Annotated in this window: 18 protein-coding genes and 1 tRNA gene; 10 read left to right on the top strand and 9 right to left on the bottom strand. The window is 51.6% G+C overall.

Features of this window, described 5'->3' with window-relative positions; genetic code table 11:
• Positions 1-157 precede the first annotated feature (157 nt).
• A complete protein-coding gene (locus HV477_RS08885) occupies positions 158-1,399 on the top strand; it encodes an Nramp family divalent metal transporter (RefSeq protein ID WP_000131734.1) in 1,242 nt (413 codons plus the stop codon).
• A 60-nt stretch (positions 1,400-1,459) separates the two neighbouring features.
• Here the strand turns inward: HV477_RS08885 and ypeC are convergent, their stop codons facing one another.
• Both ypeC and mgrA read right to left on the bottom strand, forming a co-directional pair.
• Entirely contained in the window at positions 1,460-1,786 is a 327-nt protein-coding gene (ypeC, locus tag HV477_RS08890) for a DUF2502 domain-containing protein YpeC (protein ID WP_000490091.1), read from the bottom strand.
• A 113-nt stretch (positions 1,787-1,899) separates the two neighbouring features.
• Positions 1,900-2,898: an L-glyceraldehyde 3-phosphate reductase gene (mgrA, locus tag HV477_RS08895; RefSeq protein ID WP_000640285.1), complete on the bottom strand. Its 999-nt coding sequence runs from the start codon at positions 2,896-2,898 to the stop codon at positions 1,900-1,902.
• A 179-nt stretch (positions 2,899-3,077) separates the two neighbouring features.
• Between mgrA and HV477_RS08900 the strand changes: the two genes are divergently transcribed.
• Positions 3,078-4,730: an alpha-keto acid decarboxylase family protein gene (locus HV477_RS08900; RefSeq protein WP_001180856.1), complete on the top strand. Its 1,653-nt coding sequence runs from the start codon at positions 3,078-3,080 to the stop codon at positions 4,728-4,730.
• A gap of 19 nt (positions 4,731-4,749) precedes the next feature.
• On the opposite strand, the gene HV477_RS08905 is transcribed toward HV477_RS08900, so the two are convergent.
• Positions 4,750-5,985, bottom strand: coding sequence for an ion channel protein (locus HV477_RS08905; protein WP_000468920.1), 1,236 nt, complete (start codon positions 5,983-5,985; stop codon positions 4,750-4,752).
• A gap of 203 nt (positions 5,986-6,188) precedes the next feature.
• On the opposite strand from HV477_RS08905, the gene glk reads away from it, so the two are divergent.
• Both glk and alaC read left to right on the top strand, forming a co-directional pair.
• Positions 6,189-7,154: a glucokinase gene (glk, locus tag HV477_RS08910; RefSeq protein ID WP_000170380.1), complete on the top strand. Its 966-nt coding sequence runs from the start codon at positions 6,189-6,191 to the stop codon at positions 7,152-7,154.
• Between the two features lie 722 nt (positions 7,155-7,876).
• On the top strand, positions 7,877-9,115 hold the full coding sequence (gene alaC, locus HV477_RS08915; RefSeq protein WP_000763118.1) for an alanine transaminase: 1,239 nt from the start codon (positions 7,877-7,879) through the stop codon (positions 9,113-9,115).
• A gap of 49 nt (positions 9,116-9,164) precedes the next feature.
• On the opposite strand, the gene ypdK is transcribed toward alaC, so the two are convergent.
• The gene (gene ypdK, locus HV477_RS08920; protein ID WP_010723117.1) at positions 9,165-9,236 is read right to left on the bottom strand and encodes a membrane protein YpdK; all 72 of its coding nucleotides are present in this window, start codon (positions 9,234-9,236) and stop codon (positions 9,165-9,167) included.
• A 402-nt stretch (positions 9,237-9,638) separates the two neighbouring features.
• Positions 9,639-10,559: a kdo(2)-lipid IV(A) palmitoleoyltransferase gene (lpxP, locus tag HV477_RS08925; RefSeq protein WP_000484428.1), complete on the bottom strand. Its 921-nt coding sequence runs from the start codon at positions 10,557-10,559 to the stop codon at positions 9,639-9,641.
• A 521-nt stretch (positions 10,560-11,080) separates the two neighbouring features.
• On the opposite strand from lpxP, the gene HV477_RS08930 reads away from it, so the two are divergent.
• On the top strand, positions 11,081-11,323 hold the full coding sequence (locus tag HV477_RS08930) for a YfdY family protein (protein WP_000639889.1): 243 nt from the start codon (positions 11,081-11,083) through the stop codon (positions 11,321-11,323).
• 274 nt (positions 11,324-11,597) lie between these two features.
• Here HV477_RS08930 and pgtP read toward each other — a convergent pair whose 3' ends face one another.
• On the bottom strand, positions 11,598-12,989 hold the full coding sequence (gene pgtP, locus HV477_RS08935; protein WP_000955744.1) for a phosphoglycerate transporter PgtP: 1,392 nt from the start codon (positions 12,987-12,989) through the stop codon (positions 11,598-11,600).
• Between the two features lie 435 nt (positions 12,990-13,424).
• Here pgtP and pgtC point away from each other — a divergent pair, with 435 nt between their 5' ends.
• The 4 genes from pgtC (at position 13,425) to pgtE (ending at position 19,064) form a co-directional block, all read left to right on the top strand.
• Complete coding sequence (gene pgtC / locus HV477_RS08940) at positions 13,425-14,618, top strand: phosphoglycerate transport regulator PgtC (protein ID WP_000467983.1); 1,194 nt, start codon at positions 13,425-13,427, stop codon at positions 14,616-14,618.
• The gene (gene pgtB / locus HV477_RS08945; protein ID WP_000678493.1) at positions 14,615-16,621 is read left to right on the top strand and encodes a two-component system sensor histidine kinase PgtB; all 2,007 of its coding nucleotides are present in this window, start codon (positions 14,615-14,617) and stop codon (positions 16,619-16,621) included. Before pgtC ends, pgtB begins: the two co-directional genes overlap by 4 nt.
• Complete coding sequence (gene pgtA / locus HV477_RS08950; RefSeq protein WP_052932207.1) at positions 16,611-17,858, top strand: two-component system response regulator PgtA; 1,248 nt, start codon at positions 16,611-16,613, stop codon at positions 17,856-17,858. Before pgtB ends, pgtA begins: the two co-directional genes overlap by 11 nt.
• 267 nt (positions 17,859-18,125) lie before the next feature.
• Positions 18,126-19,064: an omptin family outer membrane protease PgtE gene (gene pgtE, locus HV477_RS08955; RefSeq protein WP_000716014.1), complete on the top strand. Its 939-nt coding sequence runs from the start codon at positions 18,126-18,128 to the stop codon at positions 19,062-19,064.
• A 156-nt stretch (positions 19,065-19,220) separates the two neighbouring features.
• On the opposite strand, the gene HV477_RS08960 is transcribed toward pgtE, so the two are convergent.
• Positions 19,221-19,295: transfer RNA gene (locus HV477_RS08960), tRNA-Arg, on the bottom strand.
• A 75-nt stretch (positions 19,296-19,370) separates the two neighbouring features.
• On the bottom strand, positions 19,371-20,312 hold the full coding sequence (locus HV477_RS08965; protein WP_000377772.1) for a formate/nitrite transporter family protein: 942 nt from the start codon (positions 20,310-20,312) through the stop codon (positions 19,371-19,373).
• A gap of 288 nt (positions 20,313-20,600) precedes the next feature.
• On the opposite strand from HV477_RS08965, the gene mlaA reads away from it, so the two are divergent.
• Entirely contained in the window at positions 20,601-21,356 is a 756-nt protein-coding gene (gene mlaA, locus HV477_RS08970) for a phospholipid-binding lipoprotein MlaA (protein ID WP_000776787.1), read from the top strand.
• 60 nt (positions 21,357-21,416) lie between these two features.
• Here the strand turns inward: mlaA and fadL are convergent, their stop codons facing one another.
• Positions 21,417-22,724, bottom strand: coding sequence for a long-chain fatty acid transporter FadL (gene fadL, locus HV477_RS08975; protein WP_001518618.1), 1,308 nt, complete (start codon positions 22,722-22,724; stop codon positions 21,417-21,419).
• Between the last annotated feature and the right edge of the window lie 330 nt (positions 22,725-23,054).

The following is a 23,054-nucleotide window of genomic DNA, read 5'->3' on the forward strand; positions in this document are numbered from 1 at the left end:
ATGTTAAGCCAAACTGTTCTGATACAGGTCGTCATCGTATCGGTCTATCGTTTCACACTATCAAAGTAATCACCCGTACCCATTGAAATGCACTTGATAATCATTATCAATAAACATAGCATGAAACATAGCAAAGGCTATGTTTTTGAGGCAAAAGATGACTGACAATCGCGTAGAGAATAGCAGCGGACGGGCGGCGCGCAAGCTAAGGCTCGCATTAATGGGACCTGCGTTCATTGCCGCGATTGGTTATATCGATCCTGGTAACTTCGCGACCAATATTCAGGCTGGCGCCAGCTTTGGCTACCAGCTACTCTGGGTGGTGGTCTGGGCGAACCTGATGGCGATGCTGATTCAAATCCTCTCGGCAAAACTCGGAATCGCCACGGGCAAGAACCTGGCGGAGCAAATTCGCGACCATTATCCGCGCCCGGTAGTCTGGTTTTACTGGGTACAGGCGGAAATCATCGCGATGGCCACCGATTTAGCTGAATTTATCGGCGCGGCAATAGGTTTTAAGCTGATCCTGGGCGTCTCTTTATTACAGGGCGCGGTATTGACCGGTATCGCGACGTTTCTGATTTTAATGTTACAGCGCCGCGGTCAAAAACCGCTTGAAAAAGTCATCGGCGGTTTACTGCTTTTTGTCGCCGCTGCTTACATTGTGGAGCTGTTTTTCTCTCAGCCTGATATGGCGCAGCTCGGAAAAGGAATGGTTATCCCGGCGCTACCGAACCCGGAAGCCGTATTCTTAGCCGCCGGCGTGCTTGGCGCGACGATTATGCCGCACGTGATTTATCTGCACTCGTCATTAACACAGCATCTGCACGGCGGAACGCGGCAACAACGGTACTCAGCAACGAAATGGGATGTCGCTATTGCTATGACGATTGCCGGTTTTGTCAATCTGGCAATGATGGCGACCGCCGCTGCGGCGTTTCATTTTAGCGGCCATACCGGCATAGCCGATCTCGATCAGGCATACCTGACGCTGGAACCGTTACTAAGCCATGCGGCGGCAACGGTGTTTGGTCTTAGTCTGGTAGCGGCAGGGCTTTCCTCCACTGTGGTAGGGACTCTGGCGGGGCAGGTGGTGATGCAAGGGTTTGTCCGTTTTCACATTCCGCTGTGGGTACGGCGCACCATTACCATGCTGCCCTCATTTATTGTGATTTTGATGGGGCTGGACCCTACCCGAATTCTGGTGATGAGCCAGGTGCTGCTGAGTTTTGGTATTGCGCTGGCGCTGGTGCCGCTCCTGATTTTCACCAGTAACGCTACGCTAATGGGCGAGCTGGTGAACACGCGGCGGGTAAAACAGATTGGCTGGATAATTGTCGTGCTGGTCGTCGCCCTGAATATTTGGTTGCTGGTTGGAACGGTGATGGGGTTGTCATAAAGACAGAAAGATAGCAGGCCCGATGCGTGGGCGTCATCGGGCTGTTATTCAGCAGGAGGCTTAGTGATGATGTTTGTGACCCCGGCCTCGCCCGCGATGATCGTCGCGATCGCGCCAGCCTTCCCGATAACCGCGTTCATACGCTTTACGCTTATCCCAGCCGCGATGATAGCCGTTGTCATGGCGCCACCAGCGATTTTTACGCCATTCATAATGGTTGTGCCAGTAATCCCGGTCGCGCCAGCGACCACCGTCCCAGTAGTTACCGTAATCATCGCGATCGCCAATCTGTAATTTAATTGAGGGCAACAGGGTGATTTCGCCCGCATTCGCGGCAAGCGGTGTAAAAGCCAGCAAGGCTGCCGCCAGAATCAGTGACCTGAACATACTTTCTCTCCTTCACGATCGAGCCGTCGCCGGCCTGTTAATGCAATATTACAAAGCAGTAAAGATTTGTTTCATCGCCTTAACTCTTAAATCATGAAGGAGAGCATTTTTTGCTAAAAACGGCCCTCCAGAATAGCGTCAATTTCTGCACATTCCGCCGCTGAAAAACGGCGATTGGCCAGCATTCCTACGGCATCTTCGATTTGCGACGGTTTGCTGGCGCCAATCAGCACCGAGGTAACGTTATCGTTACGCAGCACCCAGGCGAGCGCCATCTGAGACAATTTTTGGCCCCGTCGCGCAGCCAGTTCATTCAACCGGCGAACTTTTTCCAGTTTGTCGGCGGTAATCTGTTCTGGTTTAAGGAAACGGCTTCCGCTCGCCGCGCGGGAATCTTCCGGAATGCCATTCAGATAACGGTCAGTGAGCTGCCCGCCCGCCAGCGGCGAGAAGGCAATACTGCCGACGCCTTTTTCCTGCAACAGCGCCAGCAGCCCGTCCTCTACCCAACGCTCAAAAAGCGAATATTTAGGCTGATGAATCAGGCAAGGCGTGCCGAGATCCTCCAGAATATCGATAGCCTGTCTGGCCAGATCGGCAGGATAGTTAGAGATCCCCACGTACAACGCTTTGCCCTGGCGCACAAGGTGATCTAACGCTTTCATCGTCTCTTTAAGCGGCGTTTCGGGATCGGGACGATGGTGATAAAAGATATCGACATACTCCAGCCCCATACGTTTCAGGCTTTGATCGAGGCTGGCAATAAGGTATTTCCGTGACCCCCAGTCGCCATAAGGGCCATCCCACATGGTGTAGCCCGCTTTGGTGGAGATGATCAATTCATCACGCCACGGTAAAAAATCTTCCTGCAGAATGCGGCCAAAATTGCATTCTGCGGAGCCCGGCGGCGGCCCATAATTATTGGCGAGATCAAAGTGGGTAATGCCCAGATCGAACGCGCGTTGCAGCAGCGCCCGGCTATTTTCTACCCGTGTCGCATCGCCGAAGTTGTGCCATAACCCCAGCGAAATGGCGGGAAGTTTGACGCCGCTGCGCCCGCAGCGGCGATACTCCATTGTGTGATAACGATTCTCATCGGGCTGATAAATCATGACCTTTCCCCCTGTGGCGTGAATAAATAGTGTATACGGTTACACTCGCCAGGCGGTATCCGGCTTTTACTGTTTGCCGCTGTAAACATTGTTTTCCAGGCTTTCATCCCCGCCGTGCTGGACAGCCATCGGCATTCCTTAATACTCAACATAATGTCAACGTCAGAAGGAAAGCTGTCATGCAAAACCCCTATACCGTGGCCGACTATTTGCTGGACAGACTGGCAGGATGCGGCATTGGCCATCTTTTTGGCGTACCGGGCGATTATAACTTGCAGTTTCTTGACCATGTGATTGACCACCCGACCTTGCGTTGGGTGGGATGCGCCAATGAGCTGAACGCCGCTTATGCCGCGGACGGTTATGCGCGCATGTCGGGCGCTGGAGCGCTACTCACCACCTTTGGCGTGGGAGAACTTAGCGCTATTAACGGTATCGCGGGCAGTTACGCGGAATATGTCCCGGTCTTGCATATCGTCGGCGCGCCCTGTAGCGCTGCGCAGCAGCGTGGCGAATTGATGCACCATACCCTCGGTGACGGCGATTTTCGTCATTTTTATCGCATGAGTCAGGCGATATCCGCTGCCAGCGCAATATTGGATGAACAGAACGCCTGCTTTGAGATTGACCGCGTATTGGGTGAAATGCTTGCCGCACGCAGGCCAGGATACATCATGTTGCCCGCCGACGTGGCGAAAAAAACGGCCATCCCGCCTACGCAGGCGCTGGCGTTGCCCGTGCATGAAGCGCAAAGCGGCGTGGAGACGGCTTTTCGTTACCACGCCCGTCAGTGCCTGATGAACAGTCGGCGTATTGCGCTATTGGCCGACTTTCTTGCCGGGCGTTTTGGTTTACGACCACTGTTGCAGCGCTGGATGGCGGAAACGCCCATCGCTCATGCGACACTACTGATGGGGAAGGGGCTTTTTGATGAACAGCACCCGAACTTCGTTGGCACCTATAGCGCTGGCGCCAGCAGCAAAGAAGTGCGTCAGGCCATAGAGGACGCCGATAGGGTTATCTGCGTCGGCACCCGTTTTGTCGATACCCTTACGGCCGGATTTACCCAACAATTACCGGCGGAACGCACGCTGGAGATTCAGCCTTACGCGTCGCGCATCGGCGAAACCTGGTTCAACCTCCCGATGGCGCAGGCGGTGTCTACGCTGCGCGAACTGTGCCTGGAATGCGCTTTTGCGCCGCCGCCGACGCGTTCCGCCGGACAGCCAGTGCGGATTGATAAAGGAGAACTGACCCAGGAAAGCTTCTGGCAAACCTTACAGCAGTATCTCAAACCCGGCGATATTATCCTTGTCGACCAGGGGACTGCAGCTTTTGGCGCTGCCGCGCTGTCGCTTCCTGACGGCGCGGAAGTTGTGGTACAGCCGCTGTGGGGGTCTATCGGCTATTCCTTGCCCGCCGCGTTTGGCGCGCAAACCGCCTGTCCCGATCGGCGGGTGATTCTGATTATCGGCGATGGCGCGGCGCAGCTCACGATTCAGGAGATGGGCTCGATGTTACGCGACGGGCAGGCGCCGGTCATCCTGCTGCTCAACAATGACGGCTATACCGTAGAGCGCGCCATTCACGGCGCGGCCCAGCGGTATAACGACATCGCGAGCTGGAACTGGACGCAGATACCACCGGCGCTAAACGCGGCGCAACAGGCGGAGTGCTGGCGGGTGACGCAGGCTATCCAACTGGCGGAGGTCCTCGAACGGTTGGCGCGCCCACAACGTCTGTCATTTATTGAAGTGATGTTGCCAAAAGCCGATCTGCCGGAATTACTGCGTACCGTCACCCGGGCGCTGGAAGCCCGCAACGGGGGATAATGGCCCCCGCTGCGCCGGATTAGGGTTCGTGACGGTTGGCGGCCAGCAACGGTTTTCCCGCCAGCAATAGCCAGGCGGGGAGCATCACAATGCAGAGCAGCGGCAGCAGATTGGTATCCGGTACGACGACTGCCGCCATAAACAGACTGAGCCAGCCGTCGCGCGTCACTACCAGCACTAAGCCAAGAATCGCGCAGGAGACGGTAATCGCCGCGGGTACGGCCTCAACATGGGCATGGAGCATGAGCCCCAGCGCCGCGCCGATAAACACAGCCGGAAAAATGCGCCCTCCGCGAAAGCCGCTCGCCGCCGCGATGACCAGCGCGGCGAGTTTGACGACGGCTAAGGTAAAATAATCTCCCGCGCCCAACGTCTGGCTAAACGCCATTTGTTGCATTTCGTCCAGGCCTTTAAACAGGGTAAGCGGCCCGCCAATGACGCCCAGGATGCCCAGTATAAAACCGCCAATGCCGAGAATCAGGACCGGATTTTTCAGTCGGTGCAGCAACTCATGCAGACGCGGAAGGCACCAGACGGCGACCATCCCGGCGGCAATGGCGATCGCCGCGACGATCGCTCCGCTGGCAATGTCCACCAGCCGCATCTGCGTGTAATGGGCGATGGGTAACGAAAAATGCGGATGAAAGAACAGGCTGGTGGTGAGTGACCCCGCCGCTGCCGCCATTAACGGCGCAAACAGGCGATCCCACATGGGAATATCGTTAGAGCCGCTAAGCGTTTGCGAAAAAATCAGCGCTGCGGCGACGGGCGTGCCGAACAGCGCGCCGATGGTGCCCGCAGAGGCCAGAATCGTCCAGTCTAACGCCGTGATACGCGGAAACAGGCGGGAGCCGAAAGCCGCCGCCAGCGCGATATTTATTGTCATTATCGGATGCTCTGGCCCCAAACTTACCCCACCAGCAAGGCCGATGATTAAGGCGAGAAGCAGCCCGGGTAGCGCAGATGGCGAGACCGGCATACTGATTAACGGTTCGATGGCCGGATCGGGGCCAGCGTGTCCGGGACTGTAACGGATAATCAAACCCACCACGATCCCGGTTAGCGTGAGCATACCCACTATCCAGAACGGCGAATCATAAGCGATGCCGATGCTGGTGGGCAGTCGTTGCCAAAGAAATTGCTGAAAAACCGACGCGACTTTCATCGCAGCGATTAAAACCAGGCTTGACGCTACGCCAATAATCAGCGCGGGGAGCGACAGCAGCAGCATCGTTCGGGCACGCGGGTGGAACATAATCTCTTCCTTACACGGGGTCGTATACCTATTTTGCACAGCCTGCCCGACGGCATTGCTGCAATTGGTGCTGAAACAAGAAAGTAATTCTGTGATGAAGATCTATATTTATAGGCAGTCAGCCTGATGGCCGTTGTTGTTATGCCCCCATGAATTTACAGTGTGACAAAGACTTATTTTGACTTTAGCGGAGCAGTAGAAGAATGACAAAGTATGCTTTAGTAGGAGATGTAGGCGGCACGAATGCGCGTCTTGCCCTGTGTGATATCGCCAGTGGAGAAATCTCGCAGGCCAAAACGTATTCCGGCCTGGATTATCCCAGTCTTGAGGCCGTGGTGCGCGTTTATCTCGATGAGCATAGCGTCAGCGTGGAAGATGGTTGTATCGCCATAGCCTGCCCGATTACCGGTGACTGGGTAGCGATGACTAACCATACCTGGGCTTTTTCTATTGCGGAAATGAAAAAAAATCTCGGCTTTAGCCATCTGGAAATCATCAACGATTTCACCGCCGTGTCGATGGCGATCCCGATGCTGAAAAAAGAGCATTTAATTCAGTTCGGCGGCGGCGAACCGGTAGACGGCAAACCTATTGCGGTGTATGGCGCGGGAACCGGCTTGGGCGTGGCGCATCTGGTGCATGTGGATAAGCGTTGGATTAGCCTTCCGGGCGAAGGCGGGCATGTCGATTTTGCGCCTAATAGCGAAGAAGAAGCTATGATTCTGGAAATATTGCGCGCCGAAATTGGCCACGTTTCCGCCGAGCGCGTGCTGTCTGGCCCGGGGCTGGTGAATCTTTACCGGGCGATTGTTAAGTCCGACAACCGTCTGCCGGAAAATCTGCGCCCGAAAGATATTACCGAACGCGCCCTGGCGGATAGCTGTATCGATTGTCGCCGCGCGTTGTCGCTCTTTTGCGTCATCATGGGGCGATTTGGCGGCGATCTGGCGTTAACCATGGGGACATTTGGCGGTGTTTATATCGCTGGCGGTATTGTCCCGCGCTTCCTGGAATTTTTTAAAGCGTCCGGCTTCCGTGGTGGCTTTGAAGATAAAGGCCGCTTTAAAGATTATGTACACGGTATTCCGGTCTATCTGATTGTCCATGATAATCCTGGCTTGTTAGGCTCCGGCGCGCATCTGCGCCAGACATTAGGCCATATTCTATAAGTCAGATGGCGGCATAAACGCCTTATCCGGCCTACAAAAGTGTGTCATCTGTAGGCCTGATGAGCGCAGCGTCATCAGGCAATTAAACATTCTCTTGTCAGTCTCAAACCGCCTGCCTCACGCGGTTTTTTTCATTGCCTTTCCTGTGCATGAATGCTTCAACTGTCTGAATTATTTCACTTTACTCTTGCTGAGCGAAAGGTCAAACACCAGCGCGTTGAGTCATCATGTCATGGCGGTTAGTCAGGCGAAAACAGGGATTTATTTTACTATACGTATCCGGTTCGCTGCCTTATTTACGGTTTCATCGCGGCATCTTGCTGGAAAGGATCCTCATTTTCGGGGAAATGTCCCTGAAAAATACCGCAATATGACATGATCGAATACCATTATCATTAGTAAGGATTTTGGTTAAAGAGGAAAAACCACAAAATCAAAAGGGGATTATTTGAGATAAGGTTTATTGACAGGAAATTATCGTCGGCTGCGTCACGTTACGTAAATTCAATGATATCAATTTGTTAATAATATGATTTGTTTGATGCTATAACTGACATGCTTAAAAGGTAAATTTTTACGCTTGTTCCTCTTTTTTCGTCGCTAAAAAATATTTTCATTAGCCTCTCGACAGGAAGAAAATTTTCAGGCTATTTTCTAAAGGAGCCACCATCGTGGCAGCGTCGCTCGGACGGTCCGGGCGCTAACGTTAATCTGAGGATATTATGGCTGACTTCCGCCCTGAACGTCGCTTTACGCGTATCGATCGCCTTCCGCCCTATGTTTTTAACATCACCGCTGAACTCAAAATGGCTGCGCGTCGGCGCGGCGAAGATATTATTGATTTCAGTATGGGTAATCCTGATGGCGCAACCCCTCCCCACATTGTCGAAAAACTTTGCACCGTCGCGCAGCGTCCGGATACGCACGGTTATTCCACGTCCCGCGGCATACCGCGTTTACGCCGCGCGATTTCTCACTGGTATCAGGAACGTTATGATGTCGATATCGATCCGGAAACCGAAGCGATTGTGACCATCGGTTCCAAAGAGGGACTGGCGCATTTAATGCTGGCAACGCTGGATCATGGCGATACGGTTCTGGTGCCGAACCCCAGTTACCCAATTCATATCTATGGCGCCGTTATCGCCGGGGCGCAGGTGCGTTCGGTTCCATTGGTAGAGGGGGTGGATTTCTTCAACGAGCTGGAGCGCGCTATTCGCGAAAGTTATCCGAAACCGAAAATGATGATTTTGGGTTTTCCGTCTAACCCTACGGCCCAGTGCGTCGAACTGGAATTTTTTGAAAAAGTGGTCGCTCTGGCTAAACGTTATGATGTGCTGGTGGTGCACGATCTGGCGTATGCCGATATCGTGTACGACGGCTGGAAAGCGCCATCCATTATGCAGGTGCCCGGCGCGCGCGACGTGGCGGTTGAATTTTTCACGCTGTCGAAAAGCTATAATATGGCGGGCTGGCGTATTGGGTTTATGGTGGGTAATAAAACCCTGGTCAGCGCGCTGGCGCGCATTAAAAGTTATCACGATTATGGCACCTTTACCCCGCTTCAGGTGGCGGCTATCGCCGCTCTGGAAGGTGATCAGCAGTGCGTGCGCGATATTGCCGAGCAGTATAAACGTCGTCGCGATGTGCTGGTGAAGGGGTTGCATGAGGCGGGCTGGATGGTTGAAATGCCGAAAGCCTCAATGTACGTCTGGGCGAAAATCCCGGAGCAATATGCGGCGATGGGATCGCTTGAGTTTGCCAAGAAGCTGCTGAATGAGGCGAAGGTTTGCGTTTCTCCAGGGATAGGCTTTGGTGATTATGGCGACACCCATGTACGCTTTGCATTAATAGAGAATCGCGACCGCATTCGCCAGGCCGTCAGAGGGATTAAAGCGATGTTCCGCGCCGATGGCGTGCTGCCGTCACATCCAAAACCCGTTGAAGCGAGCACGGAGTAGAAAAGCAAACAGGAGCCCCATGGCTCCTGTTTTTCTTTGCATTGTACTTTTAAATCATCAGGGCGAAAGTACCGGCCCAAACGATGACCATAAATGAAATGCCCATAAAGAAATATTTCACGTTTCATCTCTCCGCGTACCTGTCGTACGCCTAAATGAACTTACACTTACCTGATTATAGAGAGTTGATGCCGGACAATACGAAATTGAGAATTATTCGTGTTTCGACCGCCTGCATCACCTCAGAATTCTGCGCGTCATCGCTCCAGACGGCGCTAATGTACGCCTAAAAATGAGGTGAAACAAGAGGCATTTTCTTATTTACTTTTAGTAACTTACAAGTGTCGGGAATCGGCGACAGTTTAATTTCTGACAGTGATGAATCGCTATTGAGCGACGCCGCCGACACAGTAAAAAATCGCCTGTAAACAGGAGACTTATCGCTAAAAGCAGGAATGAGTAATTTACGATATGAATATTATGGCAATGCGAAATGCCAAAATAAAAGGCCTTGCGGCCTTTTTCAGATGTAGAGTGACGCTTCCCCCAACGGGCGAGTCTTGAAACGGCGATGGATCCAGAGATATTGCTCCGGGGCGCGCATGATCTCTTTCTCAATAATTTTATTCATATAGGCAGCGGCTTGATTTTCATCTGCCGGGTAACCTTCCATTTCAGGGGTAATATACAGACGATAACCCGAGTTATCGGATTTCCTGACCATTGTAACGGTCAACATGGCGGCGCCAGACAGCCTGGACAGTACATAGGTGCCGTTGGTGGTGGCGACGTTTTCAACCGCGAAAAATGGCGCAAAGGAGCTGCCTTTAGGGCCGTAGTCCTGGTCGGGAGCAAACCAAACGGCTTCCCCTTTTTTTAGCGCGCCCACAATGCCGCGCAGATTGTTTCTGCCGATCATCGCTTTATTTGAGCGCATACGACCGCGCGTCTGCACCCACTCCATGAGCGGATTGTTATGCGGACGATAGGTCGCCATCATCGGCTGGCAGAGACCCATTACCCGGCCTCCCAATTCCAGCGACATAAAATGCACGCCAACGACCATTACGCCGCGATTTTGCGCCTGCGCACGGGTAAGGTTGTCCAGCCCGTCCACATCAAACCATTTGCGAACCCGGTTATCAGGCCAGAACCAGGCCATGCCCGTTTCAAGCAGCGCCATGCCAAGAGAGTGGAAATTCTCGGCGATCAGTTTTTCCCTTTCTTCCCGGGAGAGGGTCGGAAAACAGAGTTCAATATTTTTCTGGGCGATTGACTCACGTCGCTTCAGGAAGGGGCGCGCCAGTTTACCGGTGCGGGTGCCCAGAAAACGCAAAACCGGGTAGGGAAGCTGCACCAGTAACCAGAGGACGCCAACGCCAAACCACGTCAGCCAGTAGCGCGGGTGCAAAAACGCGCGTGAAAATTTGCTTTGAGGAAACATAAAATACCTTCTGTAGATACGAAAATAATGTATCGCAGAAGAGTCATTATCCGCAGCGGTACACTCTGAAATACGCATCATCCTTCAAGTTGCGTTCGCTTATCCGAAGCACTTACTTGAGTAAGCTCATCAGGGTAACTTGAATGATTTACGTATAGTTAGGCCATCATGTACGACAATGGTTCCCGTAAGGAGTGTAAAACTAAGTCAGTACTAAACCACGAGGGCATGAACGCCAGGCAGGCTAATGTACCACCAGTTATTTACTCGCGCCCAGAAATTCTTTATCAAGAAGCGTAAATATTTCTCCCGTAGCAAAAATAAGCTAATCATTATTTTTAATGCATTGTTTTTACAGTGATAATTTTATTTCAGACGAAGGTCATTGAAAAATGATTAAAAAAATAAAATGTGAGATAAATGTTATGGAAATGACGGGCTGATAAGGTTTATCTTAAAGGAGAAGTGAGAGGGACCGTAAGGCTATATGGAAGCCTTGCCATAGACAGGAGGTATTATAGATGATCTATTTATGGACATTTCTTGCAATAAGTATACTTGCCGTGAGTGGCTATATCGGTCAGGTGATGGGGGCTTTTTCTGCGGTTTCTTCTTTTACGGGAATGGTTATCCTTGCCGCGCTGATTTATTTACTCAATGTATGGTTGCAGGATGGCGATGACATCGTTAGCGGATTATTGCTTTTTCTCGCACCGGCATGTGGGTTAATTATTCGCTTTATGGTGGGATACGGTAAGCGTTAGTCAGTACATACCCTTCATACTTCAAGTTGCTGATGTGTTGGCGACGGATTACTCGGCCCATCGATGGGCCTCGCCCTGACGGCCGTCGCACGCGACGTTCAAATCTGTTCCCGGCAGATTTGTCGCTCACCCCAGTCACATCGTTATCTATGCTCCTGGGGACTCACTCCCTTGCCGCTTTTAAGCAACTCGAATTATTTTGGGTATACACGATGTCAGCGAATAGATAGCGCCGACAATGTCGGCGCTTCTGTTCCCCGGGAAGGCTAATCGTTTATTGCGCGTCCGCAAGCTGCAGTGAGTCCTGATTATGTAACGCATTCTGGCGCTGGCGTTCCAGTTCCAGCGCGCCGCGATGGGAGAGGTAACAGAATAGAATGCAGCACACGATGCCGCCCATCAGAAGATAAAATCCGCCGTACCAGCCCAGTTTATCCACCATGACGCCAAACAGGCTGGTGCCCAACGAGGCGCCGAAAATATAGCTCATGAACCCACGTAATCCGACGGCGGAACCTACGGCAAAGCTGGGGACTATCTCCATTGTCTGTACGGACGCGAGGAACTGTGGGACGTAAATCAGACAACCTACAATGGCGGCGAAAATCGTTACCATCAGCAAAGATTCACTTTTCCAGTATCCGATCAGACAGACAAAAATCAGCGCCATGCAAATCATGGCTAACGGCATTCTGCGGCCCTTAAACAGTTTATCTGACAGCCAGCCTGCCAGTAGCGTGGAGGGAATCGCCGCCCACTCGAAAAAGAGAAACGCGACGCTCATCTGTTCTTTTGAAAAGTGTTTTACTGTCAACAGATAGATAGGCAACCAGCTAATCATGCCAAACCGCACCATATAGACGAAGACATCGACCAGCGAAATATACCAGGCATTTTTATTGCGCAGCACATAAGTACAGAAGATTTGCCATGCGCTCATATTTTCCGGCGCTTTTGCCGTATTCTTCGTTTTCAGTATGACTTTTTCTTCCGGCATCATCTGTTCCAGGGAGGGAAGACCTTCTTCGCGCGGCGAACCTTTTCCCAAGACCAGAACAATTAAGGCAAAAATGACGGCGACGCAGGCCGGAACGATATAACTGGCGCTTTGCCAGTGTTCGCTGCCCAATATCGCAAAAGCCGCACCGACGATAGGCGCGACGATCCCGCCGCCAACGTTATGCGAGATATTCCAGAAGGCGCCTACGCGTCCGCGCTCCCGACGAGGGAACCAGTTTGCAATGGTAATAAACGAGGGGCCGACGCCCATGCCCTGAAAAAGGCCATTGAAGACCACCAGAGCGGCAAATATCCAGAATGCGCTACTGAATCCCAGCCCAACGTTAACAATCGCGCAGAGTACCAGACCGCACGCCATGAAGACTTTTGGGCTGGCTTTATCCGCCAGACTGCTCATTACGCCTTTACTGATTCCGTAAGCAATAAGCATACAGCTACTCAGCAGGCCGATTTGCGTAGCGCTGAGATCCAATTGCTCTTTTAAATAAGGCGTCGATAATGTGAAGTTGTTTCTGACTATATAGTAAGCGAGATATCCCAGAAATACGCTTAACAATGCCTGTATACGATATCGACCATACGTAGCCTGGACTTTTTCCGGTGGGACTTTATGCGCCGATTGCCCTGTTTTTAATATTGTTAACATGGAGTCACCTGTATTTTATAGTGAGATGAACATCAGGAGGTTTTGTCGGTAGAGTGAAAGGAGTGACAATAAAATTCAAGTCGAAGAAATGTGTCAAAATTGACTCAATTGGGTGAATTTAAAGGTTATTTTTGACCCATCCTGAAGGGTGTGGTGAAACTTTAATTATTGGCATGGCCGTTTTATCGTTAGCATGTGCGGATATTAACAAATTTGCTGCCAGTGATCTGATACGCTTTATTGATGTTTTCGGGCGACGGACCCGTTATTATTCAAATAACGTTGTTCTGGATGCCAACAGAAATAAAAGGGTAAGTTTTGTCTCAATATTTTCTTTATGTGATATCGATATTTATGAACGGGATCACAAATCGACTTTTCTCATGCTGTAGTCGTTTCGCCAGAGTGGGCGCTTTTACGCTATGGCTGGCGGCAATGTTCGGTTCTTGCCAGGCGTACAGCCGCGAGCTGGTGATGGCAACGACCTTTTCACCCAGCGCGACCGCCTGGATTATCCAGCGCTGGCAGACGGAGCCGGGTTCCGTCATGATTCGTACGCTCAACCGTACCAGCGGTTCTTTAGAGCAATTACTTGATACGGCGAATGCGGAAAATGTCGATCTGATCCTGACGTCATCCCCCATGCTGTTGCAACACCTTCAGGAGCACCAAAAGCTGGCGCTATTGGATAGCGCGCCTGCCGCCAGCCAGAAGCTGGTGCCGCGTTCTATCCGCTCAACTTCAGTGGCGGTAGCGGTATCCGGATTTGGGCTATTGATCAATCGTTCAGCGCTCGCTGCGCGCCATCTTCCGCCGCCTGCCGACTGGCAGGATATGGGCCTGCCCAGTTACCAGGGCGCTCTATTAATGAGCAGTCCGTCACGTTCAGACACCAATCATTTGATGGTGGAGTCGCTGTTGCAGCAAAAAGGCTGGACGGCAGGATGGGCGACGCTGCTGGCAATCTCGGGTAATCTGGTCACGATTTCCTCTCGCAGTTTCGGCGTAGCGGATAAAATCAAAAGCGGGCTTGGCGTTGCCGGGCCGGTCATTGATAACTATGCTAATTTGCTACTTAACGATCCTAATCTTGCTTTTACCTATTTCCCATATTCTGCGGTGTCGCCCACTTACGTCGCGGTGTTGAAAAACAGTCGTCATGCAGACGAAGCGCGTGCTTTTATTCATTACTTATTAAGTCCGAAAGGGCAAAGGATACTGGCTGACGCGAATACCGGTAAGTATCCCGTCGCACCGCTTAGCGCCGATAATCCTCGCGCCGCGCAACAACAGCGTTTGATGGCCCAGCCGCCGTTGAACTATCGTCTGATCCTGAAGCGTCAACAACTGGTACAACGCATGTTTGATACCGCGATCAGTTTTCGTCTCGCGCAGCTTAAAGATGCATGGCGAGCGTTGCACAGCGCAGAAACGCGGCTTAAACGCCCCTTACCTGAAATCAGAGCCTTATTGACCAGCGTCCCGGTGGATGCGGCAAGCAGCGAAGATGAAACCTGGCTGGCGCAGTTTGATAATAAAAGCTTTGCCGAACAAAAAATGATGGAGTGGCAGATCTGGTTTCTGAACAATCAGCGGCTGGCGATTCACAAACTGGAAGAGCTGAAATGAAGGGGAGATTATTGCAACGGCTTCGTCAGCTCAGTATCAGCAACAGTTTACGGGGCGCATTTTTAACGGGCGCATTACTGACGCTGATTGTCAGTATGGTCAGCCTTTATTCCTGGCATGAGCAAAGTTCGCAGGTTCGCTATTCGCTTGATGAATATTTTCCTCGCATCCACTCCGCTTTTTTAATTGAGGGGAACCTGAATCTGGCCGTGGATCAACTCAATGAATTTTTGCTGGCGCCGAACACGACGGTACGTTTGCAGTTACGTACGCAGATTATTCAGCATCTGGATAAGATTGAGCGTCTCAGTCAGGGGCTTCAGCTTGCTGAGCGCCGGCAACTGGCCGTCATTTTACAGGATAGCCGGACCTTGCTGGCGGAGCTGGACAATGCCCTCTACAACATGTTTTTGGTGCGGGAGAAAGTTAGCGAGCTTTCCGCTCGCATTGACTGGCTCCATGATGATTTCACCACGGAGCTAAATTCGCTGGTACAGGATTTTACCTGGCAGCAGGGGACGCTGCTCGATCAAATTGAGGCGAATCAGGGCGATGCAGCGCAGTATTTGCAACGTTCGCGCGAGGTGCAGAACGAGCAGCAGCAGGTATATACCCTGGCGCGAATTGAAAATCAGATTGTTGACGACCTGCGCGACAGATTGAATGAGCTCAAGTCCGGCAATAATGACGGGATGCTGGTGGAGACCCATATTCGCTATCTGGAAAACCTAAAAAAAACGGCGGATGAGAATATTCGTGCGCTGGATGACTGGCCCAGTACGATCACGCTGCGGCAAACCATCGACGAACTATTGGAAATCGGGATGGTAAAAAATAAGATGCCCGATACCATGCGCGATTATGTTGCGGCGCAAAAAGCCTTACTGGACGCCAGCCGCGCCAGAGAGGCTACGCTAGGGCGCTTTCGCACGCTGCTTGAGGCGCAGTTAGGTAGTAGTCACCAGCAAATGCAGACGTTCAATCAACGCCTGGAACAGATTGTTCGCGTTAGCGGCGGGCTTATTTTAGTGGCGACGCTCCTGGCGTTGCTACTGGCCTGGGGACTCAACCACTATTTTATCCGTTCCCGACTGGTGAAGCGTTTTACCGCGCTTAATCAGGCTGTGGTACAGATAGGGCTGGGGAGAACCGACTCGACTATCCCGGTTTACGGGCGCGATGAGCTAGGACGGATAGCCCGTTTGCTACGTCATACGCTGGGCCAGCTCAATATGCAACGCAGGCAGCTTGAACAAGAGGTCGCCGAACGCAAAGAGATAGAAGCCGACCTGCGCGCCATGCAGGATGAGTTGATTCAGACGGCGAAACTGGCGGTAGTCGGCCAGACCATGACCACGCTGGCGCATGAAATTAACCAGCCGCTGAATGCGCTTTCAATGTATTTATTTACGGCGGGACGCGCGATTGAACAAGGTCAGAGCGGACAGGCGAGAAATACGCTCACCAAAGCGGAAGGGCTCATTAACCGGATTGACGCCATTATCCGTTCGCTGCGGCAGTTTACCCGCCGGGCGGAGCTGGAAACGCCATTGTATCCCGTTGATCTGCGCCAAACCTTCGTGGCGGCATGGGAGTTATTAGCCATGCGCCACCAATCCCGGCAGGGAGCGCTTTCACTGCCAACCGACACCGTATGGGTTAGCGGCGATGAAGTGCGTATTCAGCAGGTTCTGGTGAATGTGCTGGCGAATGCGCTTGACGCCTGTTCGCATGATGCGGCGATCGCGGTGACGTGGCAGACGCAGGGAGAGGCGCTGGAGGTTTATATTGCAGATAACGGCCCTGGCTGGCCTGTGGCGCTGTTGCCCTCTTTACTCAAGCCGTTTACCACCAGTAAAGCTGTCGGGTTGGGTATTGGGCTGTCGATTAGCGTGTCGCTGATGGCGCAAATGAAGGGCGACCTGCGTCTGGCGTCGACGCTGACGCGTAACGCTTGCGTGGTGCTGCAATTCTCGGTAACGGATGTCGATGATGTTGAATGATGAATGTTCTATTTTGCTGATTGATGATGACGTTGATGTACTTGACGCCTACACCCAAATGCTTGAGCAGGCAGGCTACCGCGTGCGTGGCTTTACCCATCCTTTCGAGGCCAAAGAGTGGGTAGAAGCGGATTGGGAGGGGATCGTTTTGAGCGATGTATGTATGCCGGGGTGTTCCGGTATCGATCTGATGACGCTGTTTCATCAGGATGACGATCAACTGCCAATCTTATTGATTACCGGACATGGCGATGTACCGATGGCGGTTGATGCGGTGAAAAAGGGCGCCTGGGATTTTCTGCAAAAACCCGTCGATCCGGGCAAGCTGTTGATATTAATTGAAGACGCGCTACGCCAGCGCCGGTCGGTCATTGCACGGCGGCAATATTGCCAGCAGACGTTACAGGTTGAACTGATTGGGCGCAGCGAGTGGATGAATCAGTTTCGACAACGGTTACAACAACTGGCGGAAACGGACATTGCCGTATGGTTTTACGGTGAGCATGGCACTGGACGTATGACTGGCGCCCGTTATCTCCATCAACTGGGGCGTAACGCGAAAGGGCCGTTTGTACGCTATGAACTTACGCCGGAGAATGCCGGGCAGTTGGAGACATTCATCGACCAGGCGCAAGGAGGTACGCTGGTGTTGAGCCATCCCGAATATCTGACACGCGAACAGCAGCACCATCTGGCGCGTTTACAAAGCCTGGAGCATCGGCCTTTTCGTTTGGTGGGCGTTGGCAGCGCTTCGCTGGTGGAGCAGGCGGCAGCTAACCAGATTGCGGCCGAGCTGTACTACTGTTTCGCCATGACCCAAATCGCCTGCCAGTCTCTTTCTCAGCGACCGGATGATATCGAGCCGTTATTTCGCCATTATCTTCGAAAAGCCTGCCTGCGACTCAATCATCCAGTGCCGGAAATAGCGGGGGAATTACTGAAAGGAATAATGCGACGCGCCTGGCCAAGCAATGTGCGCGAACTGGCTAATGCGGCAGAGCTTTTTGCTGTTGGCGTGCTGCCGCTGGCGGAAACGGTCAACCCGCAGTTGCTTCTTCAGGAGCCGAGCCCGCTTGACCGGCGCGTTGAAGAGTATGAGCGACAAATTATTACCGAAGCATTAAATATTCATCAGGGACGAATTAATGAAGTGGCGGAGTATCTGCAAATTCCCCGTAAAAAACTTTATCTGCGCATGAAAAAATATGGTCTAAGTAAAGAGCATTATAAATTCTGATATTACAGTTACTTTCAATCTGGCTGACAACAACAGCAACGATGTCGTTAGCCAGATAACGTCACATCACCGTAATGGTAAATCATTCCATCATGATTATAGATTGCTTATTATTCACCTGAGCATCAAATTCTATTTCTTAACTTCAATATAAGGTAAAAATGCGTCAAGTTCTCTGGCGTAATAAATGTACTCTTGTCCGACGATTTGACAAGATGAAAACTTCATCACCTCTCCAGATTACATCTGAATATGAGGACAAGAGAAATGAAAAAACATGCTATTGCAGTAATGATGATCGCCGTATTTTCTGAGTCGGTTTATGCGGAGTCTACCTTATTTATTCCGGACGTCTCTCCTGATAGTGTCACGACATCCCTTTCCGTGGGTGTGTTAAATGGTAAATCCAGGGAGCTGGTTTATGATACCGACACCGGGCGGAAGCTGAGTCAACTGGACTGGAAAATAAAAAATGTCGCCACGTTGCAGGGGGATTTATCATGGGAACCCTATTCGTTCATGACGCTGGACGCCCGCGGCTGGACGTCTTTGGCGTCGGGATCGGGTCATATGGTTGACCATGACTGGATGAGCAGTGAGCAGCCAGGCTGGACCGATCGTTCAATTCATCCGGACACCAGCGTCAACTATGCTAATGAATACGATTTGAACGTGAAAGGTTGGTTATTGCAGGGCGATAACTACAAGGCGGGCGTAACAGCGGGCTATCAGGAAACCCGTTTTAGCTGGACGGCAAGAGGCGGGTCTTATATTTATGATAATGGTCGATATATTGGTAACTTTCCTCATGGCGTGCGCGGCATAGGTTATAGCCAGCGTTTCGAAATGCCCTATATCGGGCTGGCGGGTGATTATCGTATTAATGACTTTGAGTGTAATGTACTGTTTAAATACAGCGACTGGGTAAATGCGCATGATAATGACGAACACTACATGCGCAAACTTACCTTCCGTGAAAAAACGGAAAATTCACGATATTATGGCGCTTCTATTGACGCCGGATATTATATTACCAGTAATGCAAAAATCTTTGCTGAGTTTGCTTACAGTAAATATGAAGAAGGTAAGGGCGGTACGCAAATCATAGATAAAACCAGCGGTGATACGGCGTATTTTGGTGGCGATGCCGCAGGTATAGCTAATAATAACTATACGGTTACCGCGGGGTTGCAGTACCGCTTCTAGACCACATCGGGATGTCATCGGTCATAACCGGCCGATGACGACTTTTTGCTGAACGTATGGCATGTCCGGTGATATTGCATAGGGGCAATAAAAGCAACATGAAAGGGGAACCGCTCGAAAGACTATGCAGCAAGAAGAGAATGTCCTGGGTATCAATGGTGTCCCCTGCAGGAATCGAACCTGCAACTAGCCCTTAGGAGGGGCTCGTTATATCCATTTAACTAAGGGGACAACGCGGCGCCAGTATAGCGTTTTTTATTCGCCGGAGTAAGTGTAGCGCCGCCTGACTGGTTAAACCGTCGCCACTCAGCGCTGTTTTTCCGCTTTTTTCCGCTCCCGTTCCAGGCGCTCGCCGCGTAGCCTCGCTTCTTCCTTACGCTTATTGCTCATATCGTTGCGGATCTGCGCGTGGCTCATCAATGCGAAAATAAAGGTGCCGCCGCAGATATTTCCGGCAAGTGTGGGAAGGGCGAAGGGCCAGAGAAAGTCGCTCCAGGGCAGCGTGCCGTTGAAAACCAAATACAAAATTTCAACGGAACCGACGACAATATGGGTGGTATCGCCCAGCGCGATAAGCCAGGTCATCAAAATAATGACCACAATCTTTGCCCCGCCTGCTGCAGGAAACATCCATACCATTGTGGCGATGATCCAGCCAGAGATAATCGCGTTGGCAAACATCTCCGTTGGGCTATTTTTCATGACCTCCATACCAATTTTGACAAAGGCGTCGCGGGTCTCTTCATCAAATATAGGCATATATTCAAATGCCCACGCCGCAACCCCGGTGCCAATAAGGTTGCCCAATAAGACTACGCCCCATAAGCGCATCAGCAGGCCAACGTTACTCAGAGTGGGATTTTGCATTACCGGCAATACGGCGGTAACGGTATTTTCAGTAAATAATTGCTGGCGGGCCATGATGACAATGATAAAACCAAAGGTATAGCCGAGATTTTCCAGTAAAAAGCCGCCGGGAACGCCTTCAAGCTGCACGTGGAAAATCCCTTTCGCCAGGAGTGATGCCCCCATAGAAAGTCCTGCGGCAATGGCTGACCAGAGCAAAGCCATCGCATCGCGTTCCATCTCTTTTTCACCATCCTGGCGAATATGTTCATGAATCGCCATGGCGCGGGAAGGAAGACGATCTTCATCCACTTCAATCTCTTTACCGCTTTGTTTTTCTTCGCTTTCAACTTCCAGGTCACTGCTGTGCCGGTTAATTTTATCGTCGTTAAGGCTATCCATGATGATCCTTGCTGATTAACACATATTAATAAAGCGTAGCGGTTTTTCATTTACCCAGGCCGGGGCATTCTCCGAAAAAATAAAAATGATCACGCTCGTTTTTATCTGTTTCGTTAGAATAGGGCCGTCACGTTGTTGCGTTACCAGGCTATGCTCAAAGCAATGAGATCGCGCATATAGACATCGTTTGACGTGCTGTTAAAATCGCTCACACCTAAACAGGCGGATACGGTAGCGTTCCGTCATGGATGGCAATCAGCGATAGCCATAATTCACAGGGAGACATCTATGAAGCTTCGCCTGTCGGCGCTGGCGCTGGGAACCACACTGCTGGTCGGGTGTGCGAGTTCCGGTACGGAACAGCAGGGGCGTTCAGACCCATTTGAAGGGTTTAACCGCACCATGTACAACTTCAACTTTAATGTGCTGGACCCGTATGTTGTTCGGCCGGTCGCGGTCGCCTGGCGTGATTATGTTCCACAGCCTGCGCGTAACGGTTTAAGTAATTTCACCGGCAACCTCGAAGAACCGGCGATCATGGTGAACTATTTCCTGCAGGGCGATCCTTATCAGGGTATGGTGCATTTCACCCGTTTCTTCCTGAATACCTTATTAGGGATGGGTGGCTTTATTGACGTCGCGGGAATGGCGAATCCTAAGCTGCAGCGCGTTGAACCGCATCGCTTTGGCAGTACCCTGGGCCATTATGGCGTGGGGTATGGGCCTTATATGCAACTTCCGTTCTACGGCAGCTTCACGCTGCGTGAAGATGGCGGGGATATGGCGGATACCTTGTATCCGGTGCTCTCGTGGTTGACCTGGCCAATGTCCATAGGAAAATGGACTATCGAAGGGATAGAAACCCGCGCGCAGTTGCTGGACTCCGATGGTTTGCTGCGCCAGTCTTCCGATCCTTATATTATGGTGCGCGAGGCGTACTTCCAGCGTCATGACTTTATCGCCAATGGCGGAAAACTCAAGCCGCAGGAAAACCCGAACGCGCAGGCGATTCAGGACGAACTCAAAGAGATCGACTCGGAATAAACGGCAGTAAATAAAAAGGTGAGCGCAATGCTCACCTTTTTGATCCGTTTCAGAAAGAGATTAGAACGCGTAGTTAAAGTTAGTACCGAACAGCCAGGCTTTCCCTTCAGATTCAAACTGATAAGGGCCTTCATTAATTTTCACGCTCTGACCATGCATATAAGAGACGCCAACGTCGACAGACGCATCTTTGTTAAAGGCGTAAGTCGTACCGGCGCTCAGCCAGAAACGGTCCTGGTCCGGAATAGAGATAGAACGGTTTTGCGCTGGTACCGGGCTGTCATCGAAGGCGATACCGGTACGGAACGTCCAGTTGTCATCGTAGTAATAGGTGGTACCCAACGCAATGCGGTAAGCGTCTTTAAAGCCTTCATGCTTCTCAAAGAGCGTATCGCCGGCGGTCGATTTTGCCTTCAATTCCTGGAACTGACTCCAGCTGGTATAGGCCAGGCTATAGTGGATGGCCCACTGTGGCGCCACACGGTTATAACCGGACACTTCCCACATTTCCGGCAGATTCAGCGTCAGGTAGCCTGACTGCGTCGCGCCGCCGGTTGCCGTTGGGATAGGCAGGTTAAATCGGTTTATAGCGATGGGAAGATCGCTACTGTAGTTGCCTTTAAAGTCAATTTTGACTTCCGAGCGGTAGGTCAGCGCGTAGCGGTTATTTTTATCCAGTTCATAAAGGATACCGGCATTCCAGCCAAAGCCCCACTGATTACCGTTCAGGTGGGCAATCTTGGTGTCGCTGGGAATCTGACCTGCAACCGGCGCCAGCGCCGGATTCTGAGCCGCGACCAACTGGCCTAAATCGCCCGCAAAACGTTCGATTTTTGCACGCGCGTATACCGCATCAAAGCCGAGGCCGAAGCTCCAGGCCTCATTTAAGCGATAAGCGCCGCTTAAATTCAGGTTCATGGTTTCGAGATCGGTCGTACCGCCAACCGAGCCGCCGGCGTATGTGTCGTTAAACTCTGTCGCCAGACCATAGTTAGAGGTAATAGAAGCCCCCCAGCCAAACTGATCGTTAATCGGGGCGACAAAATGGACGTTCGGCACCCAGGCCGTCGGCGCGATGTTATCCGCATCTAACGTCCGACGAGATGGCGATGTCCCGCTAATATTAACATCAGGATCAATATAAACCGCGCCCGCTGAAAACGTCGGGCGGTCAAACATGGTAATTAACGCCGGGTTGCGGCTAACGTTACCCGCATCATCTGCGATTGCGCCTTCACCCGAATAGGCCCGGCCAAGGCCAGAGGAAGAAAATTCGTTTAACTGAAAGCCTGCAGACCAGGCCTGGGTGGAGATGATTGCCACTGCGACTGCGAGAGCAGACTTTGTAAACAGGGTTTTCTGGCTCATGACCATAACCTCATTGATTATTTTTATACAAACTATGTTACATGCTGTAACAGGAGCGCGAAGTGTAGGGTCTGCGGTACGACTTAGAAATCAGACCAGTGGCGAGAGTATAGGTCTGACCAGCTAGAATGTTGCAAGTATGTTTATAAGTTTTTTCAATTGTGATCTTAGAAACGAGATCTGGCTGGCAAAATCGGCGGGCTTAACGGTCACCCGATCGCGCGATTTTTGTTTTAGATCATTTTTAAGTGTGATTTCGGTCACTTAACGCGTTTCCCACCATTAACGACTGGAGAGGCGAATGCCGGGAGCGTAAAATATCCCCATCGT

This window comes from Salmonella sp. SG203, assembly GCF_013350575.1.
GTDB classification, from domain to species: Bacteria; Pseudomonadota; Gammaproteobacteria; order Enterobacterales; family Enterobacteriaceae; genus Salmonella; species Salmonella enterica.

Bases quoted from the DNA above. Each gene is read 5' to 3' on its own strand.
- HV477_RS08885 (WP_000131734.1), top strand. From the start codon at position 158: ATGACTGACAATCGCGTAGAGAATAGCAGCGGACGGGCGGCGCGCAAG.
- ypeC (WP_000490091.1), bottom strand. From the start codon at position 1,786: ATGTTCAGGTCACTGATTCTGGCGGCAGCCTTGCTGGCTTTTACACCG.
- mgrA (WP_000640285.1), bottom strand. From the start codon at position 2,898: ATGATTTATCAGCCCGATGAGAATCGTTATCACACAATGGAGTATCGC.
- HV477_RS08900 (WP_001180856.1), top strand. From the start codon at position 3,078: ATGCAAAACCCCTATACCGTGGCCGACTATTTGCTGGACAGACTGGCA.
- HV477_RS08905 (WP_000468920.1), bottom strand. From the start codon at position 5,985: ATGTTCCACCCGCGTGCCCGAACGATGCTGCTGCTGTCGCTCCCCGCG.
- glk (WP_000170380.1), top strand. From the start codon at position 6,189: ATGACAAAGTATGCTTTAGTAGGAGATGTAGGCGGCACGAATGCGCGT.
- alaC (WP_000763118.1), top strand. From the start codon at position 7,877: ATGGCTGACTTCCGCCCTGAACGTCGCTTTACGCGTATCGATCGCCTT.
- lpxP (WP_000484428.1), bottom strand. From the start codon at position 10,559: ATGTTTCCTCAAAGCAAATTTTCACGCGCGTTTTTGCACCCGCGCTAC.
- HV477_RS08930 (WP_000639889.1), top strand. From the start codon at position 11,081: ATGATCTATTTATGGACATTTCTTGCAATAAGTATACTTGCCGTGAGT.
- pgtP (WP_000955744.1), bottom strand. From the start codon at position 12,989: ATGTTAACAATATTAAAAACAGGGCAATCGGCGCATAAAGTCCCACCG.
- pgtC (WP_000467983.1), top strand. From the start codon at position 13,425: ATGTTCGGTTCTTGCCAGGCGTACAGCCGCGAGCTGGTGATGGCAACG.
- pgtB (WP_000678493.1), top strand. From the start codon at position 14,615: ATGAAGGGGAGATTATTGCAACGGCTTCGTCAGCTCAGTATCAGCAAC.
- pgtA (WP_052932207.1), top strand. From the start codon at position 16,611: ATGTTGAATGATGAATGTTCTATTTTGCTGATTGATGATGACGTTGAT.
- pgtE (WP_000716014.1), top strand. From the start codon at position 18,126: ATGAAAAAACATGCTATTGCAGTAATGATGATCGCCGTATTTTCTGAG.
- HV477_RS08965 (WP_000377772.1), bottom strand. From the start codon at position 20,312: ATGGATAGCCTTAACGACGATAAAATTAACCGGCACAGCAGTGACCTG.
- mlaA (WP_000776787.1), top strand. From the start codon at position 20,601: ATGAAGCTTCGCCTGTCGGCGCTGGCGCTGGGAACCACACTGCTGGTC.
- fadL (WP_001518618.1), bottom strand. From the start codon at position 22,724: ATGAGCCAGAAAACCCTGTTTACAAAGTCTGCTCTCGCAGTCGCAGTG.